This is a genomic window from Virgibacillus profundi (assembly GCF_002287375.1).
In the GTDB taxonomy this organism is placed as follows: Bacteria; Bacillota; Bacilli; order Bacillales; family Amphibacillaceae; genus Virgibacillus_K; species Virgibacillus_K profundi.
Genome location: NZ_NPOA01000004.1, coordinates 49241 through 72562 on the forward strand (window position 1 = coordinate 49241; position 23322 = coordinate 72562).

General features: G+C 35.9%; 16 protein-coding genes and 2 pseudogenes. 4 read left to right on the forward strand and 14 right to left on the reverse strand.

What is annotated here, in order from left to right; translation table 11 throughout:
* Window positions 1-105: 105 nt before the first annotated feature.
* Entirely contained in the window at window positions 106-906 is an 801-nt protein-coding gene (locus tag CIL05_RS06690) for an NAD kinase (RefSeq protein ID WP_095654747.1), read from the reverse strand.
* Between the two features lie 133 nt (window positions 907-1039).
* Here CIL05_RS06690 and CIL05_RS06695 point away from each other — a divergent pair, with 133 nt between their 5' ends.
* The 4 genes from CIL05_RS06695 to CIL05_RS06710 all read left to right on the forward strand — a co-directional run bounded on the left by CIL05_RS06695 (window position 1040) and on the right by CIL05_RS06710 (window position 3151).
* Complete coding sequence (locus CIL05_RS06695; RefSeq protein WP_095654748.1) at window positions 1040-1615, forward strand: DUF2953 domain-containing protein; 576 nt, start codon at window positions 1040-1042, stop codon at window positions 1613-1615.
* 24 nt (window positions 1616-1639) lie between these two features.
* Window positions 1640-2101: a GerW family sporulation protein gene (ytfJ, locus tag CIL05_RS06700; protein WP_095654749.1), complete on the forward strand. Its 462-nt coding sequence runs from the start codon at window positions 1640-1642 to the stop codon at window positions 2099-2101.
* Between the two features lie 137 nt (window positions 2102-2238).
* On the forward strand, window positions 2239-2745 hold the full coding sequence (gene tpx, locus CIL05_RS06705; RefSeq protein WP_095654750.1) for a thiol peroxidase: 507 nt from the start codon (window positions 2239-2241) through the stop codon (window positions 2743-2745).
* A gap of 61 nt (window positions 2746-2806) precedes the next feature.
* On the forward strand, window positions 2807-3151 hold the full coding sequence (locus CIL05_RS06710; RefSeq protein ID WP_095654751.1) for a recombinase zinc ribbon domain-containing protein: 345 nt from the start codon (window positions 2807-2809) through the stop codon (window positions 3149-3151).
* 310 nt (window positions 3152-3461) lie between these two features.
* Here the strand turns inward: CIL05_RS06710 and CIL05_RS23025 are convergent.
* From CIL05_RS23025 to CIL05_RS22775, 13 genes and pseudogenes are all read right to left on the reverse strand, one after another.
* Window positions 3462-3656, reverse strand: a pseudogene (locus CIL05_RS23025) (peptidoglycan-binding domain-containing protein); the annotation flags it as partial.
* A 126-nt stretch (window positions 3657-3782) separates the two neighbouring features.
* A pseudogene (locus CIL05_RS06715) lies at window positions 3783-4736 on the reverse strand (peptidoglycan recognition protein family protein); the annotation flags it as partial.
* Between the two features lie 88 nt (window positions 4737-4824).
* On the reverse strand, window positions 4825-5118 hold the full coding sequence (locus CIL05_RS06720; RefSeq protein ID WP_095654753.1) for a phage holin: 294 nt from the start codon (window positions 5116-5118) through the stop codon (window positions 4825-4827).
* Window positions 5119-5164: 46 nt separating this feature from the next.
* Window positions 5165-5602 (reverse strand): hypothetical protein, encoded by a 438-nt coding sequence (locus CIL05_RS06725; protein WP_095654754.1) that lies wholly within the window; start codon window positions 5600-5602, stop codon window positions 5165-5167.
* A 14-nt stretch (window positions 5603-5616) separates the two neighbouring features.
* Window positions 5617-5886 carry a hypothetical protein gene (locus CIL05_RS06730; protein WP_095654755.1) on the reverse strand — a complete coding sequence of 90 codons (270 nt, stop codon included), beginning with the start codon at window positions 5884-5886 and terminating at the stop codon, window positions 5617-5619.
* Between the two features lie 237 nt (window positions 5887-6123).
* Window positions 6124-7494, reverse strand: a complete 1371-nt coding sequence (locus tag CIL05_RS06735; protein WP_095654756.1) for a BRO-N domain-containing protein — start codon at window positions 7492-7494, stop codon at window positions 6124-6126.
* Window positions 7495-7568: 74 nt separating this feature from the next.
* A complete protein-coding gene (locus tag CIL05_RS06740; RefSeq protein ID WP_095654757.1) occupies window positions 7569-7922 on the reverse strand; it encodes a phage integrase N-terminal SAM-like domain-containing protein in 354 nt (117 codons plus the stop codon).
* 135 nt (window positions 7923-8057) lie between these two features.
* Complete coding sequence (locus tag CIL05_RS06745) at window positions 8058-9971, reverse strand: hypothetical protein (RefSeq protein WP_095654758.1); 1914 nt, start codon at window positions 9969-9971, stop codon at window positions 8058-8060.
* Between the two features lie 85 nt (window positions 9972-10056).
* The gene (locus CIL05_RS06750) at window positions 10057-11739 is read right to left on the reverse strand and encodes a tail fiber domain-containing protein (RefSeq protein ID WP_095654759.1); all 1683 of its coding nucleotides are present in this window, start codon (window positions 11737-11739) and stop codon (window positions 10057-10059) included.
* An 88-nt stretch (window positions 11740-11827) separates the two neighbouring features.
* Window positions 11828-12058, reverse strand: coding sequence for a hypothetical protein (locus CIL05_RS06755; RefSeq protein WP_095654760.1), 231 nt, complete (start codon window positions 12056-12058; stop codon window positions 11828-11830).
* Between the two features lie 34 nt (window positions 12059-12092).
* Window positions 12093-17852, reverse strand: a complete 5760-nt coding sequence (locus tag CIL05_RS06760) for a DUF7359 domain-containing protein (RefSeq protein ID WP_095654761.1) — start codon at window positions 17850-17852, stop codon at window positions 12093-12095.
* Window positions 17853-17879: 27 nt separating this feature from the next.
* Window positions 17880-18653 (reverse strand): phage tail domain-containing protein, encoded by a 774-nt coding sequence (locus CIL05_RS06765; protein ID WP_095654762.1) that lies wholly within the window; start codon window positions 18651-18653, stop codon window positions 17880-17882.
* A gap of 66 nt (window positions 18654-18719) precedes the next feature.
* Window positions 18720-23318, reverse strand: a complete 4599-nt coding sequence (locus tag CIL05_RS22775) for a transglycosylase SLT domain-containing protein (RefSeq protein WP_133065293.1) — start codon at window positions 23316-23318, stop codon at window positions 18720-18722.
* Window positions 23319-23322: the final 4 nt, after the last annotated feature.

The following is a 23322-nucleotide window of genomic DNA, read 5'->3' on the forward strand; positions in this document are numbered from 1 at the left end:
GCTTGTTTTTCCGTTCCTCACGTATTAATTGCATACGTTCCGGTACTCAAAACTACACCGCCTCGAACTTCTCGGTCCTTTTTATCCCCCTTTTTGAAAACGCACTTATAGGAATGTTCGTTTAACACGATCCCAGTAGGAGTTGTTTTTAAGTTTTACCGTTTTAATAACTTTATCACTTAGGGTTATTGTAATATCTTTAATATTTTTAATCGAATAAGCTTCGTTGTCCAATCCAATAATTGGATAATCATTTCCATCCTGGATGATATCGAGAGTCAATTTTCTGTTTTGATTAAGCACAAAGGATGATCCCAGTGTACGGTAACGATTATTATTTATAGATGCTAATTCGGATACTTGGAAACAGGGAATTTTCGGATCAATGACAGCCCCATTTGTTGATTTGCTATATCCTGTACTTCCTGTTGGTGTTGCAACAATTAACCCATCACCACGAAAAGTTTCGAAATGGTTATCGTCAATATAGACATCCATGGCAATAGATTTAATGATGGTTGACCTTACACTTACTTCATTAATACAATCAAAAGATGTCTCTCCATTTACCTGGACATTAATCACAGGAAATCGCCTAACTTCCAATTCTTCATAGGCCATGGCATGGACCATTTCCTCAAAATTGTCCAAGTTGAAATCACAATACAAACCGGACTCATTGGAACGGGTGACCCCTGTGTATAAACAATCCTGACGAAAGCCTGTTGTTCGTACAGCCTGAAGGAATGCACCATCTCCTCCAACACTAACAATAATGCTTGCATCTTTATGATCTTCAACAATTTTAAGGTTATTTTCTCTTGCTAAATTAAATAATGGCTCCAGTTTATTTTCAAGTTCTTTATCTTCATGATAATAAAAATATATATTTTTCCGATCTGGCATCTGAACATACCTCCATTTTAATAATAGGACCAGCTTTATTTTATCATTTTCCCATATTTTATCCTAACATTATGAAATAAATAGACTAAAAAATGGAAGTTTCAGCAAAATAAAGGAAAGGAGTTGTTTTCAGATGCCATGGATTTTTTTAATTATCATATTTTTATTCTTAGTTTTACTATTTTCACGAATAAATATCACATTTAATTATACATACAGTCAAAATGAAAATATGCTACTGATTTCTGTATCTATTTTCCGACTAAAAGTATTCAGGAAAAATGTAAATCTGAAAGATAAAAATAAAAATGGGGCAGATATATTTGATGATCTAACCTTTGACTCTTTTCCAAAAGAAATTAAAAATATGGTACAGCAAATAAAAGCTTTAAATAATACAGCGACTTTGTTGTTAAAAAACATACAAATACATAAGCTAAAATGGATTACAGGCGGTGGTACCGGAAATGCAGATACAACCGGAATTGTAAGTGGAGGTGTATGGACATTAAAAGGGGCACTTATTGGGTTGTTAGCAGGAAAAGTGCGGTTAAAATGTAAGCCAATAATAAATATTATTCCTCATTTTCAGGCTAGGTATATTCAAACAAATTTTGACTGCATTGTTTCGATTAGATTGGGACAAGCTATATACGCACTTCTTAAAGTGATGCGAATCAGCAAAATAAAAGAAAAAGCATTTATATAAGAATATCTAAATAGGAGGATTATGATGGAAGAACATCCGATACAAGGTTTAATGACAACAGCAATGGAAAATTTAAAAGACATGATTGAAGTAAATACGATTATTGGGGATCCCGTTGAATCTCCTGATGGCAGTGTAATTATACCTGTATCCAAGCTGGGATTCGGGTTTGCTGCAGGCGGAAGTGAATTTAATGCAGGCAGCAGCCAGGGCGATTCTGAAGCAACGTTACCATTTGGAGGAGGTAGTGGTGGCGGGGTGTCCATTACCCCAGTCGCATTTTTAATTGTAAGCGAACAGGGAATAAAAATGGTTCACTTGGATCAGAGCACACATATCTATGAAAAAATGCTTGACTTTGCTCCACAGGTCGTAGAAAAAGTACAGCAAATTATCAAAGAATCAGGACAAAGCAATAATAAGCCAAAGAATCAGGAAAAAGAAAAGAAGCAACAACAAAAATCACAATCACAATATGACATTTAATTTTCACAAAAAAGAAGAGCATGTGAAACCAATCTGTTCACAAATTTGTTTATATTTCTTCGATCCATTTTGATGGACAAATGTTATCGAAATATCCATAATTAGAGAGAAGAATATAAGTAGGAGGAATGATTCATATGGCTAATGTAACATTCCAACAAGAGCCTGTCACATTACTTGGAACAGAATTAAAGGTGGGGGATCAGGCACCTGATTTCACCGTGTTATCAAACGATCTTCAAGAAGTATCGCTCGCTGATTACAAAGGAAAAGTAAAACTAATCAGTGTTGTACCTTCCATTGATACAGGGGTTTGTTCCGAACAGACCAAACGATTTAATGAAGAGGCAGACAAGCTAGGTAATGTACATGTATTAACAATCAGCATGGATTTACCATTTGCCCAAACACGCTGGTGTGCGGCAAACGGTATCAAAAAGCTTGATACCCTGTCCGATCATCGTGATGCGGATTTTGGTGAAAAATATGGCGTTTTAATAAAAGAATTACGTTTGCTATCCAGATCAATTTTTGTAGTGGATTCAAATGATAAGATTACTTATGTTGAATACGTTAGTGAAGTGACCAATCACCCTGATTATGATAAAGTGTTGCACCATATTCGTCAGGATATACTAAGTTAGTTATCCCCTTGATACAAATGAGTTTGTAAGATTTGTAAAATGAGATAAGTAAATATGAGAGATGAAAAGTGAGGAGAGTGTTGTGGCTTTATTCTCAAAGAAGATTAAATGTGCTCATTGTGGTGGAAATTTTAAGAGTAAGATGCAGAGAGGAAAGAGGATTTATTTATGTTCTCGATATGACGCAAGAAACGGAAGCTGCAACAAAAGAGTGGCATTATTTGAACAATTTCTAATTGATGTAATTAATAAGAGATATGAAATTAAATGGGGAAGAGTATTAGATGAAGACGAGATGAGGGATAAAGTTGTGGAAATTAATGTAGAGGAGAAAAATGTGTTTAGGATTAGGTTGGCGGATTTTGAGGAAGATATTATTTATAGTGAAAATAAGTATGTGTTTTAGGTTGAATTTTTTGAATAAATTTGGACAATGTAAAACGGGCGACTTTGAGAAACAGGATTGTTTTACTTGAGGGAGTGTGGTTGTTGATGGGATGGGAAAATGAATTAGGATAGATTAGGGAAACGGGCGACTTTTTGAGGTGAAATAGTGGGTAGGGTGGAGTGAAAAGAGAGGGAGAAAAGAGTGATATGACTCTCTTTGAGTGACTATTATTATTTCTATAACGTGTCATAGATGTCCCATGACAAATAAGAAGAGACTCCACATAAACTGTGAAGTCTCTGATATTCAAACAATATTCAAACAATATTTACTGATTCAACACTACGATCAATTTAGCTCTAGTTGACTTACCATAGCTTCCATCTTCTTTTAGCCCATGTACACTTTGAAATCTACGTACTGCATCGGCGGTATTATTTCCATAGTATCCATCACAGCCATTATTCTTTGCGCCTTTTTCAGGATAGAAATAGACACTTGACAATGCTTTTTGAACAGCTAAAACACCACTATCATGAAACTGAGGTGATTTTACCCAGTAGGTAGCATTAGGTAAGTTGAAGTCATTTGCTTTAGGTTTGGATACAGAATTAGCAGTTTTCATTTTGCTTTGAGATTTAGTACCGTAGTAGCCATCAACAACTAATCCATTATCTTTTTGAAATTGTTTTAAAGCTGCCAATGTATCATTTCCGAACACGCCATTACTTCCATAACTACCAACATCGTATCCTAATCTAGTTAAGTCTTTTTGTAGTTGTACAACTTTTGAGTTGTTATCACCTTTTTTAAGATACCAAGACTGTTGCTTTTGAGGTTTTGACTTCTTATTCTTATCAGCAACAGCTTTCTTCATAGCTGCCTGAGAACCGTACCCATAGTATCCGTCTACCTGAAGGTCGTAATCATCTTGAAACTTGCGTAATGCTGACTCGGTATCGTTGCCGAAGACTCCATTATTTCCATAGCTTCCAACACTATAACCTAATGTGATTAAGTTGTTTTGTAGTTCTACTACATCAGAACCTCTATCACCATTTTCTAACCAATACTTGTTGACAGGCTTAAGGGAAGGTTTAGTTTCGGATGGTTTGAAAGATGGATCACTAATCATTCTCTTAAAGTCATCCCAATCTACGCCATGTGAACCGCTACGTAAATTAGCAGGACAATTCTTTCCCCAGCTAGATGTAACATTGTGTTGTATCACATTTGTAGCAGGAATATCATATTTATCCATTAAGTGTCTAACTAATTCAACCGCATTCTGTACTGCAACTCTAAAATCACCATCTGAGTTTACGCAAATTTCGATACCAATTGACTGTGTATTGCCTATACCTCGTCCATCGCCCGCATGATGGCATTGCACTGTGTCAGGATAAGATTGCCAAACCCCATCAGAACCACAAGTGTAGTGCCAAGAAGCAGAGAAACCATTTCTTTGCAGTTTGGCGTGTACGTAAGCGTTCGCCCCATATGACGCATTAGCTGTTTCGTGAATCACAATGTAATTACAAGGATTTGTTCCACTGTACGTGTTTCTTCTACTAGAGACCAACATTTGATTAATTTTAACCATTATTTAATCATTCTCCTTTTTTTACTTAATCAACAAAATAAGGACATATCTCATTTAATAGAGACATGTCCTTTATAATTATGATATATTATTTATTATCTTTAGGTTTATCATAAGTTAATGCAGTTTGGCTATCCTTCAATCCTTTAACACTTGGATCATTCACAGCATTAAACACACTCACAACAATTAACCCTAATAGGTATGGATTACTATAAGCCGATTGAATCAAATCACCTATTGAGCTCCAAGTTGTTAAGTCGGCAAAGCTTAGCCCAACGTATGCTAATATTGGTGTTAATACTGCCAATAAAATTTGCGCATAGAACACTGGATTTTTAAAACGAATCTTCCAGTTAATACCCTTTTTTTGTTTATTCATATTTATCATTCTCCTCATATATTATTGTTTAACTACGTTTTACTCTCTATTTTATTCCTGTTCTCTTAACCTCAGCTATACTAATCAAACTGAACACAGCCATGCCAGTAAAGATAACTGAGCCAATGGTGGGAAAGGTAATCGAATACGTTATAGCAAATACTGTATAAGCCAATACGCTAACAATCAATCCACTGATTCTCAAATACTTGTTATCAATTAGCATTCCAATTCCTTTTAGTATTCCTGCTCCGAAGAATGTAAATGCCCAACATGGTTGTGGCATAATCAATAATAATAGTCCATAAAGACTGGACATACCATGAACTCCATCGCTCAACATCTCAGGAAATAGGAAAAGCATAATCGCTAACACTAGGCTAATGAGAGTGATAAATACTTCAAAAATTGGTGGGTTTTTTGTAGGCTTATAATTATTAACTTTTTCACTAATTTCTTCTAGCTGTCTTTCTTTTTGATCCATCTATATCAACTCCTTTATGATGTAATCAACCACACTAGAAGCGAAGCGATAACTGTTGCAATTGCACCCAATATAGTTGTAGTGAATGTTTTTCTTATCCATTGACTGTCCTCTTTCATTTCTTCGATTGAGTTGAAGATTGTAATAAGCTTTTCAACTGTTGAATCCTTAAATGATTGAAAGGATGTCAACCGTTTATCATGTTCATCTAATCGTTCCTCATGCTTATCTGTCTTTTTATGTAAACTTTCAATCTCCCATTTAGTTCTGTTATCCTCTGACAATATCACCACCTCTAATCTCCAAAATTGATCTTCCTGTTAAAATTATGTATTCCCATATAACTCTCTCCTAGATCCGTCTTTGAAAAATAATCTCCTTTCGATTCATAAAAGTGTTTAAACAGTTTTATTAATAAGTCTCACTACGTTTTTGTTCAATCAACCACTCAAAATATTGAGCTTGCTCTGACTTTTTATCCACCATTAAAATACCTCCATCTAAATTGTGTTATTGTTCATCTATTGAAGAAAATAAAAAACCTCATCGAGAGGTTTCTTTAAATCTTCTGGATAAATAATTGTGTAATTTACATTGTTAGCTTTTAACATAGTTTCTTTTTCAGTTAATCCTGTTTTATACTTTTCTCTTATGTAATCATCTTTGTATCTGTTGACCTTGGAATAATCTAACATACCAGCTACCTCTACATACCAAATCTCACCATTATGATTAATAGTGTAGTCACAATCTTTATGACCGTCATAATCGTCAATAAAAGTGGAGTATAATACATCTCTTTCGTATTCGTAATTCTTATCTTTAAGAAAGGAAGAGACTTGATACTCAAATTTACTATATGTTGTTTCTCCATCATCGAACTCATAGATCATTCCCACACCCTCTCTATTGGGATAAAAACCAATAGATTCTATGTATTGTCCAATTGTCATGTTCATCTCATGCTTAAAATATCTATTGTATGTGCCAGAGAATAAGCAGTCATCACATTCATTAATATCGCTGAGTGATATATTTCTTCGCCCTTCACGTTGATATATGTCATCGCACAGTTTCTGTATGTCTTGTTTTAATTGATCTATTGTCCTCTTCTTTGGCATCATGCTTTCTTGATTTATAGGCAAGCTTAAGTCTAAAAGCATATTGTTAAGTGTGCCCCAATATTTTCGAATGATGTAAAGCCCAACTTCACCATCTTTAGGATTTCTAAAATCATCATACATTAAATTCCTCCCAAGAGACTGATGTTTCAAGTGGATCAATTCTGTTGCATAATCTTTGTTTAGTTGCTTCTTTAAACCTAGATACTCTAAGAAATCTGAGCATGTTTTAACGTTATTCTCTGGACAGTGTTTAATATACCACGACACACTATGCAGATTTTTATTGTTACTTAATTCTGTATGATTCAAAACTTTATTCTGTGAGTCACATTCCTGAATAAGTAGGCTGCAAGCCTCATCATAATATTTTTTGCTAATTATGCCTCGGGGATTATAACTGTACTCGGTAGTAAATTCTTCAAACCTGTCTCCACAAACCTTCTGAACAAATTGCCAACTTGGCAATCTATCATGATTATTACAGATTGTGGAATTTGGATAATGACCATGCTTATCTTTGTATTTTCCCCATACGTCTGTTAAATCTTCATATGTATTAATCATGTATGATAATTGATATGGGATGTAACCCAATCCGAGAAAATGTTCATAATATGTTTTATCAAATTTTTTCTTAAATATAACCAACATTGTCCTTTTTGAGGGGAAATTAGATTGAGAATAGAAATGAGTTAGGTTTGGAACATACCCTAATTCCTCTATTTTATTGCGAACTCTTTCATACACCTCACTATAATTCCAGTTCATAAAGCTAAATCACTCCAACAAAAAAGAGACCAGCTATAAGTTGATCTCTTAAATATATTTATTTATATTATTATTTAATTATCTACAGTCCCTACCATCCAACTCTTATTTGAGGCTAAATACTGTCTAATATCCAGCGTTGTGATTTGCACAGTTGCTTTCTTGGTAAATTTATTAAACATTCTAAGCTCAATCAAATACCCTTTTAACGTTTCAGCACTTAATCCTTCCAATTCCCTTGCCGATAAAAACATCTCAACTTTTTCTGGAAAGTCGTCTTCTATTTGTGTTTCTGTCTTTCTGTGAATCTCGTAATTATTTAAAACCTCTTCTAGTCTCAATTTCATTTTTACCTCGTCAACATCAGGAGACAGAACTGATGTTATAACATTCATATCATTCATCAATCGACTTGTATCATTTATCATTTATTGTTCCTCCTATTGGGGTTGTATTTTTTGTATCTAAATACATTATAATACGACCCAATAAGAAAGTCAATAGATAAATAATAATATATTGGTTTAATTATTCACAACATCACAGTTATGTCCGAATGCGACTTAAAAAGTGTCTGCCACTTTATCCATTCCTTCAAACCAGCTCTTTAATATTAGTTCAGTTTGAGAATCTGTTATAATTGATAAATTAGGAGAAGTTCCTCCACAATTTATTAAAATAGCCTTGGCAATTGTTGAACCAACGTCTGTAGTAAATTGATAAGAATTACCTCTACTCGTTGTTAATACACTATCATTGGATTGAGTGTCGATTAAAACGCTGTAACAACCATTAACATCTGCAACAACAGGCCCTCTGCTTTCTCTGTAGTCCCCTAAAACTCTCAATATGCTTATCCCGCCGTGTGCGGTAGAACAATTGTTGTTTACATTCGTATCACGAAGTCCATTTTCATAACTTTTAATATTATATTCAAAAACAAAACAATTCCTTCTTTGATCCAAAGGAATATCGGGATAATGATAATTTAGACCATCTCTTAAAGCTTCATGCGTTGTATAATTAAACACATAAGTTTCACCTATATTTTTTATATTTAGATTGTTGGTGTTATCGCTTTCCCCGACTTCGCTGTTGTCTATCGCAAAAACAGAATTAATATTACCTTCCACAATTAAACCATACGTATTAAAAATATCTAATCCATCAATAAATAACACAGAATCAGGAATGTCAAAACCCATACCTAAAGCTTTATAATCCGCAACCAATACAACATCTCCCGTTGGTTGTCCTCCATAATTAACATAAACTAAACCTCCATCTATATAAGATGAATAAGGTGTATTGATACATTCACTGACACTGCCTGCAGCTTCAAACTTTCGATATGCACCATTAAAATCTTTTTGTGACATGTCTAAGAGGTGTGAAATGTTTGTTCTTTCAACGACATAAACACTATCTTGATGATGTTCCCATGTTATTGCTGTAGTCTCTTCCCAAACTTCTTCAGCGTTTTTGTAGACGTAAGGCCTATGAGAACTATATCCTTGTACAACAGGAACTCTTTCATTATTTAAAGTTGTTATAACAACGTGTTTATTTGAAAAGTTTGTTAGTTCATCATACGCAATATTAAACTCATTTAATAGAACCATTTTGCCTTGTATTATTATTTTAAATCTTGATAGTGCCGATGATTGTATAGATTCAAAAGACTTAGAAGGTGTTTGAAAAGGGTTGCCAACAGTACCATCACCATTATTATTATCTCCATTGTCCGTATCGATATAAATTTCTAATTCAATGTTATTGTTTATCCATCTTTTATCTAAATCAATGTCATGCACAACTTTTCCATTATTTTGCCTGTACAGTTTAAAATCAATAGGGTAAAAGTCATTCGGTAGTTTTATCTCACCATATTTAAGCGCAATTTCTGCCAACTGCGACGAAACTGTATTAAATGAAGTTGATGTTTCTTGCTTAAAATTATCATAATCCATCTTTGCAGGTGTCGTATTTTTAACTTCATTTATAGCATTGACTGTACTAGACTTATCAGATGTCTCCAATATGGATGTATTACCAATCTTATTGTCTAAATCGGACACATCTGTATTCTTCCATTGGTCTATAATATCTTGCAACGTTTCGTTTGGAGGTGTGTTGTCGCCCGTGGTGTTGACCCTGTGAGCTGGCATTGAAACATACCCAGTTCCAGTGTAGTTAGCTTCTATCTCTTTACCGCCCATATCTTCATGGAAAAACATAACTCCTTGCGTATAATCTACTTTATACTCTCCAGAGTTTAATGTGGTCTTATTGATATCGACTTCAGTTAACGAAGTACCTGACAAATCAATTGCAGACACTTTATCTATATATCTAGGAACCTCCCTTAAAACCACTCTGAAATTTATAATTTTAATAATTTCTTTTAGTTGTATGTATTCAGCTTCTTTTCTTTGATATAGATACACTGGATCTACGTTTGGAAAATAAAAACTCATGTAATACCTCCTTGTTGTATTAGACAAAATAAAAAAGAGTAGAATATCTACTCTTTAATTCGGTGAAAAATTAATTAAACTGTGGTTATTGAGAGTTTAACGCTTTTCTTAGGTAGGTAATCTCATCCTCCAATAATTCAACCCTATCAATTAACTCCTGAGTACCTCTGAAGTTTGTGGCAATAGCACCAACTATGTCCACACCTTCACCACGTTTCATGAAATTTGGAACTTCCTCATGCATAAACCCTAAGTGGTATCTATCTTGTAGTGATGTAAATGAATCCGTTGATTTTCTTTTGAAAGTATATACAGGAGTATTTTTAATATTATCTAGCACACTTTTGTTGTACATATTGATATTTTCTTTAGTTTTTCTCTGTGAACCAGTCACAAACTCACTGGCATGTATTTCAGCATAACCATCATCACGCCCATTTCTCACTTGCAATGCAATTGTGTCACCATTTAAAAACTTCAATATCGAGTTTCCTGATGTAATTGTCCTATGATTATGACCATCAACAGGATCGTAACCAAACGAAAACATGGGTATTCCACCTACAAACATATTGTGGATTCTATTTGAGTACTGTCCACCCAATTCTGCACCATCCGCCCTAACAGCATAGTATGTATATCTATCCTTTTGAAGTCTCATAAAAGGCTCAATATAATCAATCCTACCGTCAAAGTTGTCAACATTGTCATTACCAAAGTATATCTGTCTATTTGTACCATTCATAATCAGAGTGTTAATTTCACCAGCATTAATAACTCCAAGTTCACCAGTAATATCACTTAACACATCTACTGCGCCAACTAATTTAATTTTGTTAGAGTCTATAACAATTTCTTCTGGTGATAAGTTAATTGATGAAATGACATCGTCAGCATTGACCTTTAAATCGATTTCTCCCGGAATCACTGAAATACTGGATTCAAGAACAGAGACCCTTCCATTATACTCCTCTTCTACACCTTTAACCCTCAGTTCAAATTCACCCGGAAGTAGCGTCATAGTAGTCTCTAAAGAGGTGATTCTGTCATCTAATCCTGTAGTGATTTGACCTACTTCAAAAGATATTTTTCCCGGAATTAATTCAAACTCTGCCCAGATGTCAGTCACAGAATCGTCCATGTCATCTAGTCGTTCTTCATGTGCCAATTGTATGGAATCAATTCTTGCCTTCAAAGAAGGATGTCTAAATGCCTTAGTATCAACATAGGCATCTTCTATCTTCTTTTGTTCTGCATTTATCCTATCTCTTGCAACATCAAATACAGTTCCATTTCTATCAATACGTATATCAACTAATTCACTAGGTTGTGGGTTTTCTCTTATTAACGTATCGACACGATTTCTTTGTTCAAGAATACCTCTGTCAACATCATAAAATTTATCTCTTACGTTTGGAAATTCTAAGTCGTTTGTGAGGTATATTCTAGAATCTGGGAATAACAGTACACCTTCACCCATGTATTCAAAGTCTAAAGTTTTTCTTGTTTGAGACTCATGGAAGTAAACAATGCCATTAACATAGTCTACATTGAATGTATTCTCGGATAAAAACTCGTCCTCAACCTCATATAAATCCACATTATTGAAAGAAACTTTAACTCTTTCAAACTTAACAGGAACCTCGGAAAGAATTACATAGTGTTTTTCAACAGCTAATGATTCAAATTTTTTTCTAAACGGGTCAATATGTGTTCCTTTTCTTTTTTGTGATATTATAGGATCACCATAAATTTTTCTTGTGTCCACCAAATCATCTCCTTTCTTAATTTATTGCAAAAGAAAAGAGACTAAGAATTACTCTTAGACTCTTTATAGTTGTGTTGCTATGTATTGACTAGGCGGTTGATACCGTTAGTTTATCTACAACGAAAGTTCTTATCAAGTCATCAATTGTGCCATCTATACCAGCCTGAAAATATTCTGTAACAGGAACCTTAGGGATGTGTCCATTAACATCTAGCTCCCGTGCTGGATCAATTCCTCGAAAATATACCTTCCTAAATTGCTCACCGTTTTCTTCTACTGGCATAGAATTTGTCTCGCTAAATTCATACTTCTCCATCATTTATTTTCTCTCCTTAGCTGTGAATTTTAATTAGTTATCTTGATTCTTCTAGGATTCTGATTCGCTCTTTTAGCGCTTTTATTTCTGATTTATAGTCTTCATGAAACTGTTGAACCCCTTTTGTAACTAAGGAGACCATTGCGTAAGCTGAGATACCTTCCCCTTTATCAGTAATTATTTCAAGTGGTGCTTCATCAACAATTACACCTAATCGCTTACGTTCCCAATCTTCGTCTTCCTTTAAGTTGTAACATTGAACATTAATATCCAATATTTCCTTTAAGGCATTTCCTTGGTATAACTCAATGTTTTTCTTTAGCTCTCTCTGTGACCGATCAACAATATCAGAACCGGAAATTACACCGCCAGTAATCCCTGTATACGCTGTGTCTGCTAAATTCCGAACTTGCATCTGAGAAGAAGAACCGTTTAACATTTTCAAGCCTGTTTTTCCCATAGTCATCCATCCATGATCATACGATTCTACTGTAGTAAACCTTGCAAACAAATCTCCTGATTTGTAAAACTGAACATCCCCCAGGTAGTTCTGCATGATATAGTCTGAGTTAGTTCTTCTCCACCTTGCATTGCTACCTGTATTATCTATGGATGATCCATTGGCGAAATTGATAATATTACCGCCTAATAGTGATAGTTCAGGAGATCTTATGCGCAATGGTGTGGTTGTTTCTATTTCATTACGTCTAATAAACATGGCCTGACCGCCAATTTCCCCTCCATTGTCCTGAACAAGGGAGACAATACCACCAAACATATTAACTTTTTCGGATGTTCCAAACATGGTAACAGGGCTTGATGATGTCACGGTATCATTTTCAATGGTCACAAAACCAGTCGGCCCTGATGTAACTAAACTACCAACAAACTCACCTGATACACCAACTAGCTCGCCTGTGATAACGGCATTTTCTATAGTCGCATCAACAATTGTAGCTTCATCGAATGTGCCTTTTAAGATAGTAGCATTGGCGGCAGTAAGCGTACCTGTTACTGTGCTGCTCTGCAAAGTTGCACTAATAGCTGTCATGTCTCTCATTGTAGCAGACGTAAACGTTGCATTAGCTGCACCAATAGTCCCAGTTACAGTCGCATTTGCTAAAGTAGCTCGATTTGCGATTATGTCATTAAAGGTACCTTTCGAAATAACAGCCGTTGCAGCAGAAAGTGTTCCTGTGACTGTACTATCCTCAATCGTAGCATCAACAATCGTGGCTGTATCAAACGTGCCATGCAGTATCGTCGTATTCGTAGCAGTCAAAGTACCAGTAACTGTGCTATTTTCAAAGGTGCTACTAATAGCTGTCATACTCTGCATAGTCGCATTATTAAATATCGCATTGTCGGCTCCGATAGTGCCTGTGACAGTCGCATTTGCTAAAGTAGCTCTGTTGGCTATGATGTCGTTAAAAGTACCTTTTACGATGACTGAGTTAGTCGCTGTGAGCGTGCCTGTTATTGTTGAGTCTTGGATAGTCGTTTCAATCGCTGTCATACGTCTGGTTGTCAGGTCAAGGAATGTTGCATCTGGTGCCGATATGCTACCTTTTATAAGCGTATCGCCTGTAATCTCTACGTTGGCTCCATTGATTCTGTCGTCTCCGATTCGGATTCCTGCGATTAGTTCATCATCTTTCACATAAGATAACTCAATCGCATCTTCCAGTATTTTAACTTGTGATCTGGTATAGCTTGCGTGATCTTCAGGTGCAGGTGTCCAGTCTGTGGCTTTGTTTCCTTTTTCAATCTGTACTTTAGGTATTTTATCACTTTGATTAGATAAATAAAGCAACATGTAATTTCCGCTGTTAGGTACTGTAATATTTTCAATTTTTAATGAAGTATCCCTAGTAATTGCACCACCTATATACTCAACGCCATCATCTGGTTGTTGTTCAGTAAATACAACTCTGAATCTATTGTTACTTAGGTTTTCTCTTGATATGGAATATACCTCACCAGCGACAACGGGCAGCGTGTAGCCCCTATAAGCACTTGATTCAACAACTGTTCCAGATAACGCTAGGTTATTAACTAATGACGGTCTGAAGTAGTTCCTTCCACCAATCTCCAAATCCCCAATAGCCCCATCAATATCAGCCTGTTCGACCTTTAAAGTGATATCATTTTTCAAAGCATTAATATCGACTGTAGCTGTACTAATCCAAGTCTGCTGCCCTTCCACAACAGAGCTTTCAGCCTTTAGTTCTACTTGACCCGCGATTGTGTTAATGCGACCCTCTGCGCCTGTCATACGCCCTTCAAGCGCATTGTAAGTCTCCTCTGTTACTCTTAAATTGATAGCATCCCATGTTTGGGATATGTTTGTTTCGTAGTTTACAAATCGCTGTACATAGTTGTCTTGGTCAGTCTGATATGCTGTAAGCGATACGGTATTATCAAACATGTCGTCAATGTCTGCTTTGATGTAGACATTATCTAAATCAGCCTTGATGTCGATGTCTGCGAATATATCTTCTGGTGCTGGCGTCCAGTCTGTGGCTTTGTTGCCTTTTTCGAGTTTAATACCTTCTTCATAATCCCCAGCTGGACTTTTTCCGCTGTACCGAACAAAACGTGTATTCTCCCCCAAATTATAAGTAAATACTTTCCCGCTATTGTTACTTATCCTTCTTATAAATTGTCTGTTTTCGTCATATTCGCTTATGGCTGATGCGGTGGTTATTTCGGGATGCGTTTGGGTGGAAGTAAGAGTACCTTCACCTTCAACCGCTATAAGCCCAGTAGTAAAAGCGTTGTTTTCAGTAACTACACTTCCATCTGAATTTATCCATGTCTGCGGTTCAACGTCATCCGCTATTACTAAGTTCCTACCGCCGATTTCTATATCATCAATAGCAACCCTTAACCTGCCATTTACCCAATCCCCATCAACTTTAGAAGCAATATCATTCGTCAAATCAGTTATTTTGGAATTATAAATAGACAAATCAACCTTATCAGCTACATCATCTCTTACATTGCCTAAGTCTGTTTCCAACGTATCTAAATCAGTCACTGCGGTATCAATGCGCCCTTTTGCAGTAATAATATCCTCTTTCGCAGTACCTAGATCAGTTTCAGCGTTGCCTAATCGAGTTTCAGCACCTGCTAAATCGTCACCTAAATTAATCAAATCCTGCTCGGCAGTATCTAGCCTTAAATCAGCATCAATTAACTCCTGTTCAGCATCACCAATACGTATTTTCGCATTATCAATCTCAACGTTCGCTTTCCGCAATTCTTCATCAAGTACACCTAAATCTATATTGGCTTGATCTATAATCAAATTAGCATTTATCAGTTCTTGATCAAGGCGTTCAAGCTCCTCAATTGCTTCACCAATTCTTTTGTCGCCTTGCTCAAGCTCGTCTTCAGCCTCCTTGATTCTATCCTCAGCATCTCTAATTTCTCTTTTTGCGTCTTCGAGTTTTTCTAATGTCTCTTCGGACATCTCTGTATTACTGTTTATAATATCTTCTATTCGTGTAATTTCATCACCAAGCTCAGTATCAATCGACCAATTCTCTCCGTCCCAAATCCTAGTCTTAAAGTCTTGCATACTAATCCATACATCATTTACATTGGGGAGTTCAGGCTCATCTCCAACTGTATACTTGGAGCCATTTATTCTACCAATCACATTTACATCTGTGCTAGGTTGATAAGGAATAGAGAGAGGGTCATTAAAATCTTGATTGGAGTTGCTTGCTACATTGCTGGTTGTCGAGTCTAAAGAAAAGAGAGTGCCGGGATCAGATTCCCCATCCTCTTTTTCCACCCCATTAAAACGAACGATGTCAGAAAATAAAATACCGTCTCTGTTGATATCCTCATCAACACGACGGTAAGCTTGAATTCCTATTGTATAGTATAGATTTGAAGGAACTGAAGGGAACGAAAGTGATCTCGCACCGTAAGACACGTCCTTCATTTCTTCTGTGCCCATTTTTGAACCAAATTGATACGGCTCATTGTCTGTATCATGGTGCAAGTAGATCACAAATCCATCAATATTATCTTCATTTTTATCAGTGTCACTGTAATCTGGAAATTCCCACTTCAAATTTAAGTTAACTGAACCATCATCATTCTCTTGGTGCTCCAAAGAAAGGGGAGTGGGTCTAGTTGGTTTTTCTGATATTCTATCATTGCGCAAATTGAAATTATACGCTGCTTTATCCCAGTTAATCTTGCGTTTATTGGTATCTGTTTCCACTTTATCAATAGTATATAACACTCTATATCCTTGATCCTTATTTTGATTTAAACGTTTGGTGTTTGAGATAGTTACATTGATAGCAGCATTCTCAAAATCAAATTCAATTTTAGATAGCGTAGCTTTCACATCAATTCCCAATTTTGCGTGATTAATTCTAATAATATCTCCAATAGAAAATCGATCCCAGTTGTGTGATTCACTCACCATTTGCAAGAAATTAACCAAACTAACCGTAATATCAATAGGCGGGCTATTCTTATCAGCTAGTTCTTTTAGTCCAGCTTCATACAAATCACTTTCGTCATATAGATTGCTATCTGTCCATTCTTCTTCTTGTACAAAGTTGGATAACTCTGTCATTTGTGACATGGTTAGATGATTTTCCATTTTTAGCAGGTTGCTCCATTTTTGGATTTCTTCATCTACATTATTGATTTGACTATTGAGGCTGTCCACTATTTGTTTTTTGTCGCTTATTTCAGTGTTCTTTAGGTCTCTCTGTTTCTTTAAATCTGTTGTTGACTGATTAGTTTCTTTTGCTACTTGAATACTATCCAAGATAATCTCTAGATCTAACTCCAATTGAGTTAATTCATTTTCTTGCTCTGTTCTATTTTGTTGAAATCTTCTTTTTTCCTCCAAAAGATCTCGAAACGTATCTTTGTTGTCCGAAACAAATTGGTTGTAATGTACCAATGACTTAGCCAAGCCGTCTTCCATGAAATCACTATGAGATGTGATTTTACCTTCATCATCCATACTGAAAGGATACAGAAAATATGAAAAATCATCTATGTATCTTTGTCCTGTAGGATTTACCGAGTTAATGGTTAGTCCTTCACTGCCATAGACATGTAAGCGTGTTACAATCTCACTGGCATCAATATGTTCCTCAACGTTTTGAATATATTTTCCGTAACCAACTGAAAACCCCTTATAAAAAGAAATCTCTTCTTCTTTGTAGAAGTTGACTGTTTTGTTTACAGAATCAAATCGAATAATAGCATCAAATGTCTCTGCAATTTCATAAAGAAAATCTAGTTTGGATTGACTGGATACGTCAAACTGTCTCCAAACTAGATTGAATTCAGGATTTATATATCCCGGTTTCCAATCTTCTCCTCTTAAGACATCTTGTGTCACCATAAGACAGTTTTTACTCCTGCCTAAATATCCAATCATTTTTTTCTTAGTGAGTTGGTGAGCCAGCGAATAACAAGTAACAATTAAATCATCAGATTCATTAGATGATTTGGTGATCCTGTGTACAACAAACCATTCAACCTTCTTATCATAAATTGATTTAACTAGAAATTTTTCTTTAATTTTGTCTATGACTGGATTTTTAACAAGCCCGCTATTCACATCAAGCTCAACTTCAAAAGGGACAGTGAAAGTTATTACATTGATACTATCATTATGATCAAGAGTTAATGTTTCGTTTTTAATATGTTTTGTTTTCTTGTTGGTAGTTAATTTGGCTATCTTTGTCTTATCTGGTTTAGCTAACCATAAAGACAACTGTTTTGGCTCAATCTTATCTATCGTATACAATATTTTTACTCTCCTTTCTTTGCCGACCTAAGAAAACAGGTATCTATATCTGAATTGAAATCTTGCATTATTTGTTAAAGTTAATAAGTTTTTCCCATATACTAACTCTAAATAGTTATCATTGAAATCATCATACCTGTGTTCTCTTTTTTTATTGGTTGTAATAATTTCATTGGTGCAATCCACAAATAATGTTTCACCTTTGTCTATATTCTTAAATGTAAATTCTTGATTTCCATTTGTGCGGTTAAAAATCGTTATATCTCCATCTCCTACTTTCTCGATCCAAATATCTGGATAAGTGGAAAAATGTCCGTAATTATTTAACTCAATATTTGTGCTTTCTGTTAGTTCATTTGAGTCAGTTGGATATACGGGCGTGGTAATATCATGACTATAACTCTTACTGGAATTGCAACGCATAGTAAGATTCAAATATCCTTGTTTTAATCCGTTGTGAATTAATTCTATTCCATTGACAGGAATCACATAGAAAACCCTGTCTACATCTGCACTGAAAAACAATGGTTGGTAATAATCAATGTTTAGCCATCTAATCACTTCATCAATTAATCTGTCATCCCATGTTCTGGAAAATGCAAAACGCAGTTGTATTGTCGTTGGTTCCTCTGTTGTGTCTACAAAATAAGGCTCTTTTCTACCCCTAATACGTACCTCATTGATATTTTTTGATGCTACTACTTGCTCGTTATACATGCCACTTGCTATGGATACATTACGAATATCAAAATCAGTTGATTTTCTCCCTGCAAAATGAAAATGTTCGCTTTCTCTAATCAATGTATAAAACACCACCTACAATTTTAAAAGAGCCAGCCCAAATAGACTGACTCAGTATTCTTATATTTAAAATTTAATGCCTTTTCTATTTGCTTCTTCTATAACTGCTGCCCAAGTGTCTTGTGTCTCTTTCTTAGACGCACTAGAATTAGCAACATGAACAGTGATATTGGTTTCGTTGCTTGTGTCTCCGTCAGTTCTATTCAACCTAGGAACATTAGGTGTGTTGAATTGTCCTATTAAATCTCGATTAATTTTAACTGAGTTAAGAATATTCTCAGTGTCGTCTGGTTTGAGTACAAACTCATCATCGTGAAGTACAGCTAAACCACCGTCTCTACTCTTAACTTTTACTCCTCCGCCCCCGTCAAATTCAGGTATATCTATACCCTGAGCATTGGGGAAGTAGGCGTTGTTAATTTGAGAGATAGCACGTTGTAAATTCTTAACAACACTTTTACCAAGTTGATCAGTCATTGTTCCAATATCTTTATAGAATGCATCGAGTTTCTTTTTAATATTATCTGTATTGCCTTCTATGACCTGAGATCGCATATCCATAAATGCCTGCTCATCATTAATCAGATCATCATAATTTTTCTCGATTTCTTCTCTTTCTTCATTTAATGATTTCTTTCTATCCTCAATAGCTTTATCACGTTGAGTATTATCAATTTCCTCTTCTGATTCTTGTAGCGATTCATTTAACTCTTTGATACGTTTTTTAGCAGCATCTGAGTCATCTATACCTAATTCAGCTAGTTCATTTAATATCTCTTGACGATTATCTTGTTGATCTTTGAGACGTTTTTGATATTCTCTCTCTTTTTCTTTATCGTCAATCTCACTAATTAAATCATCTACGGCTTTTAAAGCAACTTCTTTTTGTGCTTCAAGTGAGCGTTTAACCACATCTTCTAATCGTTGATACATGCTGATGCGCTGTTCTAGAATTTGTTGTTCCATATTCCACATTTCAATTTGACGCTCACGTAATGTATCATCTAGTCGCATCTTTTGAGCGGCAGTAAGATTCTTATTGGATTTGATTTCTCTTTCTAGCCATTTAATAGAGCTCTTTTGTTGTTCAATTTGTTGCTGCATGAGTTTTTCGCGTTTGACTTGTTGTTTTGCCCATGCGTTAGAATTCTCATGATATCTAGACTGAAAATAATCTACTTCTGCTAATCCTTTATTGAGTTTTGCTTTAGCATGGTCGAATGCAGCTAAGTGCGATTCAACAATAGCAAAATACAGTTCTTCTATCTGATCATCTATGGAAAGCATGTCGCCTTGCAAACCTACCAAGGAAGATCTAGCATCTTCTACATTTCCTCGACTTTGTGCAGCCGTTTTAGAGAGCTCTTCTAGGTATTTCATTGGATCAATAGATTGCCCATTACGATCAATCTGCAAGTGTAGGTGTGCTCCTGTTGAGTCTCCTGTACTACCTACTCGTCCAAGTTGTTGTCCTGCATCTACTCTTTGACCTTTTTTAACACGCAAGTCACCAAGCATATGCATATATTTAGCAACAGTGCCATCATCCTGTTCAATAACAACCCAGTTACCAGCAGATTTATCATATCCAGCAATTGTAACTTTACCACTACGCAAAGCTTTAACAGCATCACCAGATCTTCCATTTGCCAAGTCTACCCCATGATGCATTCTGTTTGTGCCTTTTGTGGGGTGCTTACGCATACCGTAGCCAGAAGTTGTTGTAAATTGGTCAAGATAGTAATTTGCAGTTTCATTCATTTTAGAATTGCTAGACTTTACTTGTGCAGTGGTGTTTCCTACCGCAGAGCCAAAACTTTCAAGATTTGAATTTACTTTTTTGACGTAATTTTGTGTCTCTTCAAATGGAGGAATACCTCCATATTTACGTACATTTCCAGCACCAGCATTATAGGCAGCTAAAGCTTTGTTTAAATCTCCACCAAATGCCTTTAATTGTTGTGCTATGTATTTAGTGCCGCCATCAATGTTTTGAGCAGGGTTAAATGAATCTTTAACACCTAGTTCTCTCGCTGTTGCAGGCATTAATTGCATTAATCCTCTTGCGCCTGCACCGGACACAGCTCTAGAATTGAAACTGGACTCTTGTTGTATAATGGAAGCAATTAAAAATGGACTAACACCATACTTTTGTGCGGATTTGTTGATCTCGTTAGCATATTTTCCAGTGTACGTTCCACTAGCGTCGCTACCAGTGACAACTCCAGTTTGTCTAATATTCCCAGAAGCAATCTGACTTCTTAAATCATCAGCTTGTTCTTTGGTTAAGGTTTTCTTTTCCTTGAGTAACTCCAATTCTTTCTCAAGTGCTTTTCTATATTGATTTGAGTGTTCAGGATATTTCGATTGAATAGAGTTTTGTTTCTCTAATTCCAAGTTTAAGTTTTCTAAAGCTAAAGCGTATTTGTCTAATACATAAGTAGTGCTCTCATACTCTTTTGCCATGTTTTTAGCTGATTCAGAGGCTTTATCGGATGCCTCAGATGCTTTACTGGACGCACTATTTGACTTAGCTAAAGATTCATTCACTTCGCCTAGTGCGCCAATTTGGCTTTGATATGATGGCATTAATGCATCAATGGAAGATTTTAATTCGGAGATTGTGCCTCTGGCTTTAGAGGCAGCTCCGCTACTGTGAATCATCTCCATTTCAGCCATCTCACGTTCCATTAATCCAACATTGGCGTTTGCGGCTTCTTTATAGGCTTTTTGAGCTTCTTCATGTGCCTGAATTACTGCAAATTGTGCCTGAATTTCCTTTTTCATACTTTCCATTCTTGCACGAGTGCCCATTGCTTGAGCAACAGTCTTAGCATCTTCCGAACTTAGTTTTCCTTTTGCTAGTAAGTCAGTAGATTCACTTAAGACTTCATTTGCAGCTATTTCGTTCTGCATTGCCTTAATATTTAAATTTGAGCCTTCGACTAAATGAGGAAATTGTGCGATCAGGTTGTCTTTGACATTCTGATATTCTTCCTCTTGAGCAGTGGTTAGTTCAGTTTGTTTACCGAGTTCTTGCAAAATTTGATATGAATTAAGTAATGATTGATTCACTTCGTTGGTGTCAGAGCTAATACCAAGCATGGTTGTCCTAAAATGGTCAGCGTAATCAGACGCATTTTCTAATGAGTTTGCAAACCCTTCTGTAGATTCTTCTGCGCCATCGGCAGAAATAGAGGCTTTGTCCAGTGTGCCAGAAAGAATGCCAATAACTTCATCGGCTTCTTCTGCATCAAATTCAGCACCAACTAGAGAGGCTCTTAGTAAATCCCAAGATTCCTCCGATTCAATTGCACCAGTTGACACTGTGCCAATCACTTCATTTAATTTTTCAAGTTGGTTAATATCTAATCCATCAAGAGAGTAACCATCACCTAACTCTTTCTTTAAGGTGGATACTTTATTAGCAAAATCTCCAATTTCATCTTGGGCAATTTCTGCTTCCTTGACCATGCTTCCAAGCCAAGTAATCTCTGAGTTGTTTAAGTCTACATTAGCTAGTTCAGCTTGTTTATACACAATTGCCTCGTAGGCTTCTTGGATTTTCTCTGATTCTCCGGTTACAGTGTCTCTATACTCTTGCATATCGACTTGCACACCAGCAATCATATTATCCCAGAACTCAGCATCTTTCATGCCTTTGTTAGTGCCTTTACTTACAGCTTCAGCCATTTCTTCTCGGTAGTAGGCTAAATCTTCCTCTAGCTTTTTCATTTCTTCTCTGGCTTGCTCAATATTTTCTGTGCTAAATGCTATATTGGTCTCAGCCGATTCAGCAGCCAAATCTCTTTCGAAGGCTATTTGCTCTTCTAGTGCGGAGATGTGTTCTTTTACAATTCCTGTGTTCTCTAGGATTCTATTTCCCTTTTCATCCTCATATTTGACAACAGTAGGGAGAAGATCACCTAATTCGTTTTGTAATTCTACATAACGTGTTTCTTGTTCAATATTTCTATCATTTTCTCCAACATTCTCTAATTTTTCATATTCGCTCACAAGTTGAGAAATGTTGTCTTTTTCACTTTGTATTGATTTGATGGACTGATCATTGGATCTTTGATAATCATCTATTGCTTTATTTCTATCTGCAATCTTGCCACTGACCCAAGAAATTGCAGCACCAAGCGCCATAAAACCAGCGATAGGTAAAGCAGCACCTGCGAGGAAGCGCAATGCTCCTGCGCCAACTTTAGCGAAGGAGGAGAAAGCTCTACTAGAGCCATGAATAGCAGTTTGCATCATTCCATGGGATTTGACATGTGCTCCTATAGCAATGTCTCCTGCTCTCATACCTTTAATCAAATCGGCTATATAAGTACCACTAGTTATTGATGCGGTTCTGAGTTTGGAGCTGAATGCTAATATTGCTACACCTGCTACACCAAACACTGGTGCTAAAAGTCCTATAGTATCAATCATTTTAGTAAAAGTATTAAGTGTTGGAATAGCTGCGTTTGTAAAGTTGGTTATTGCGTCTCCAAGTACATCTTCTTCTAGACCGATTATTGCTTCTGTCCATGCGTTTTTAACTTTGTTAATTTTAGCTTCATATGAATCTAGGTACGCTTCGTTTTCTCGCATAGCTGAACCATGTGAGTCTGTTGCGGATGCCGATGCTGCTGTAGCTTGGTCAAATTGTTCCATTAAA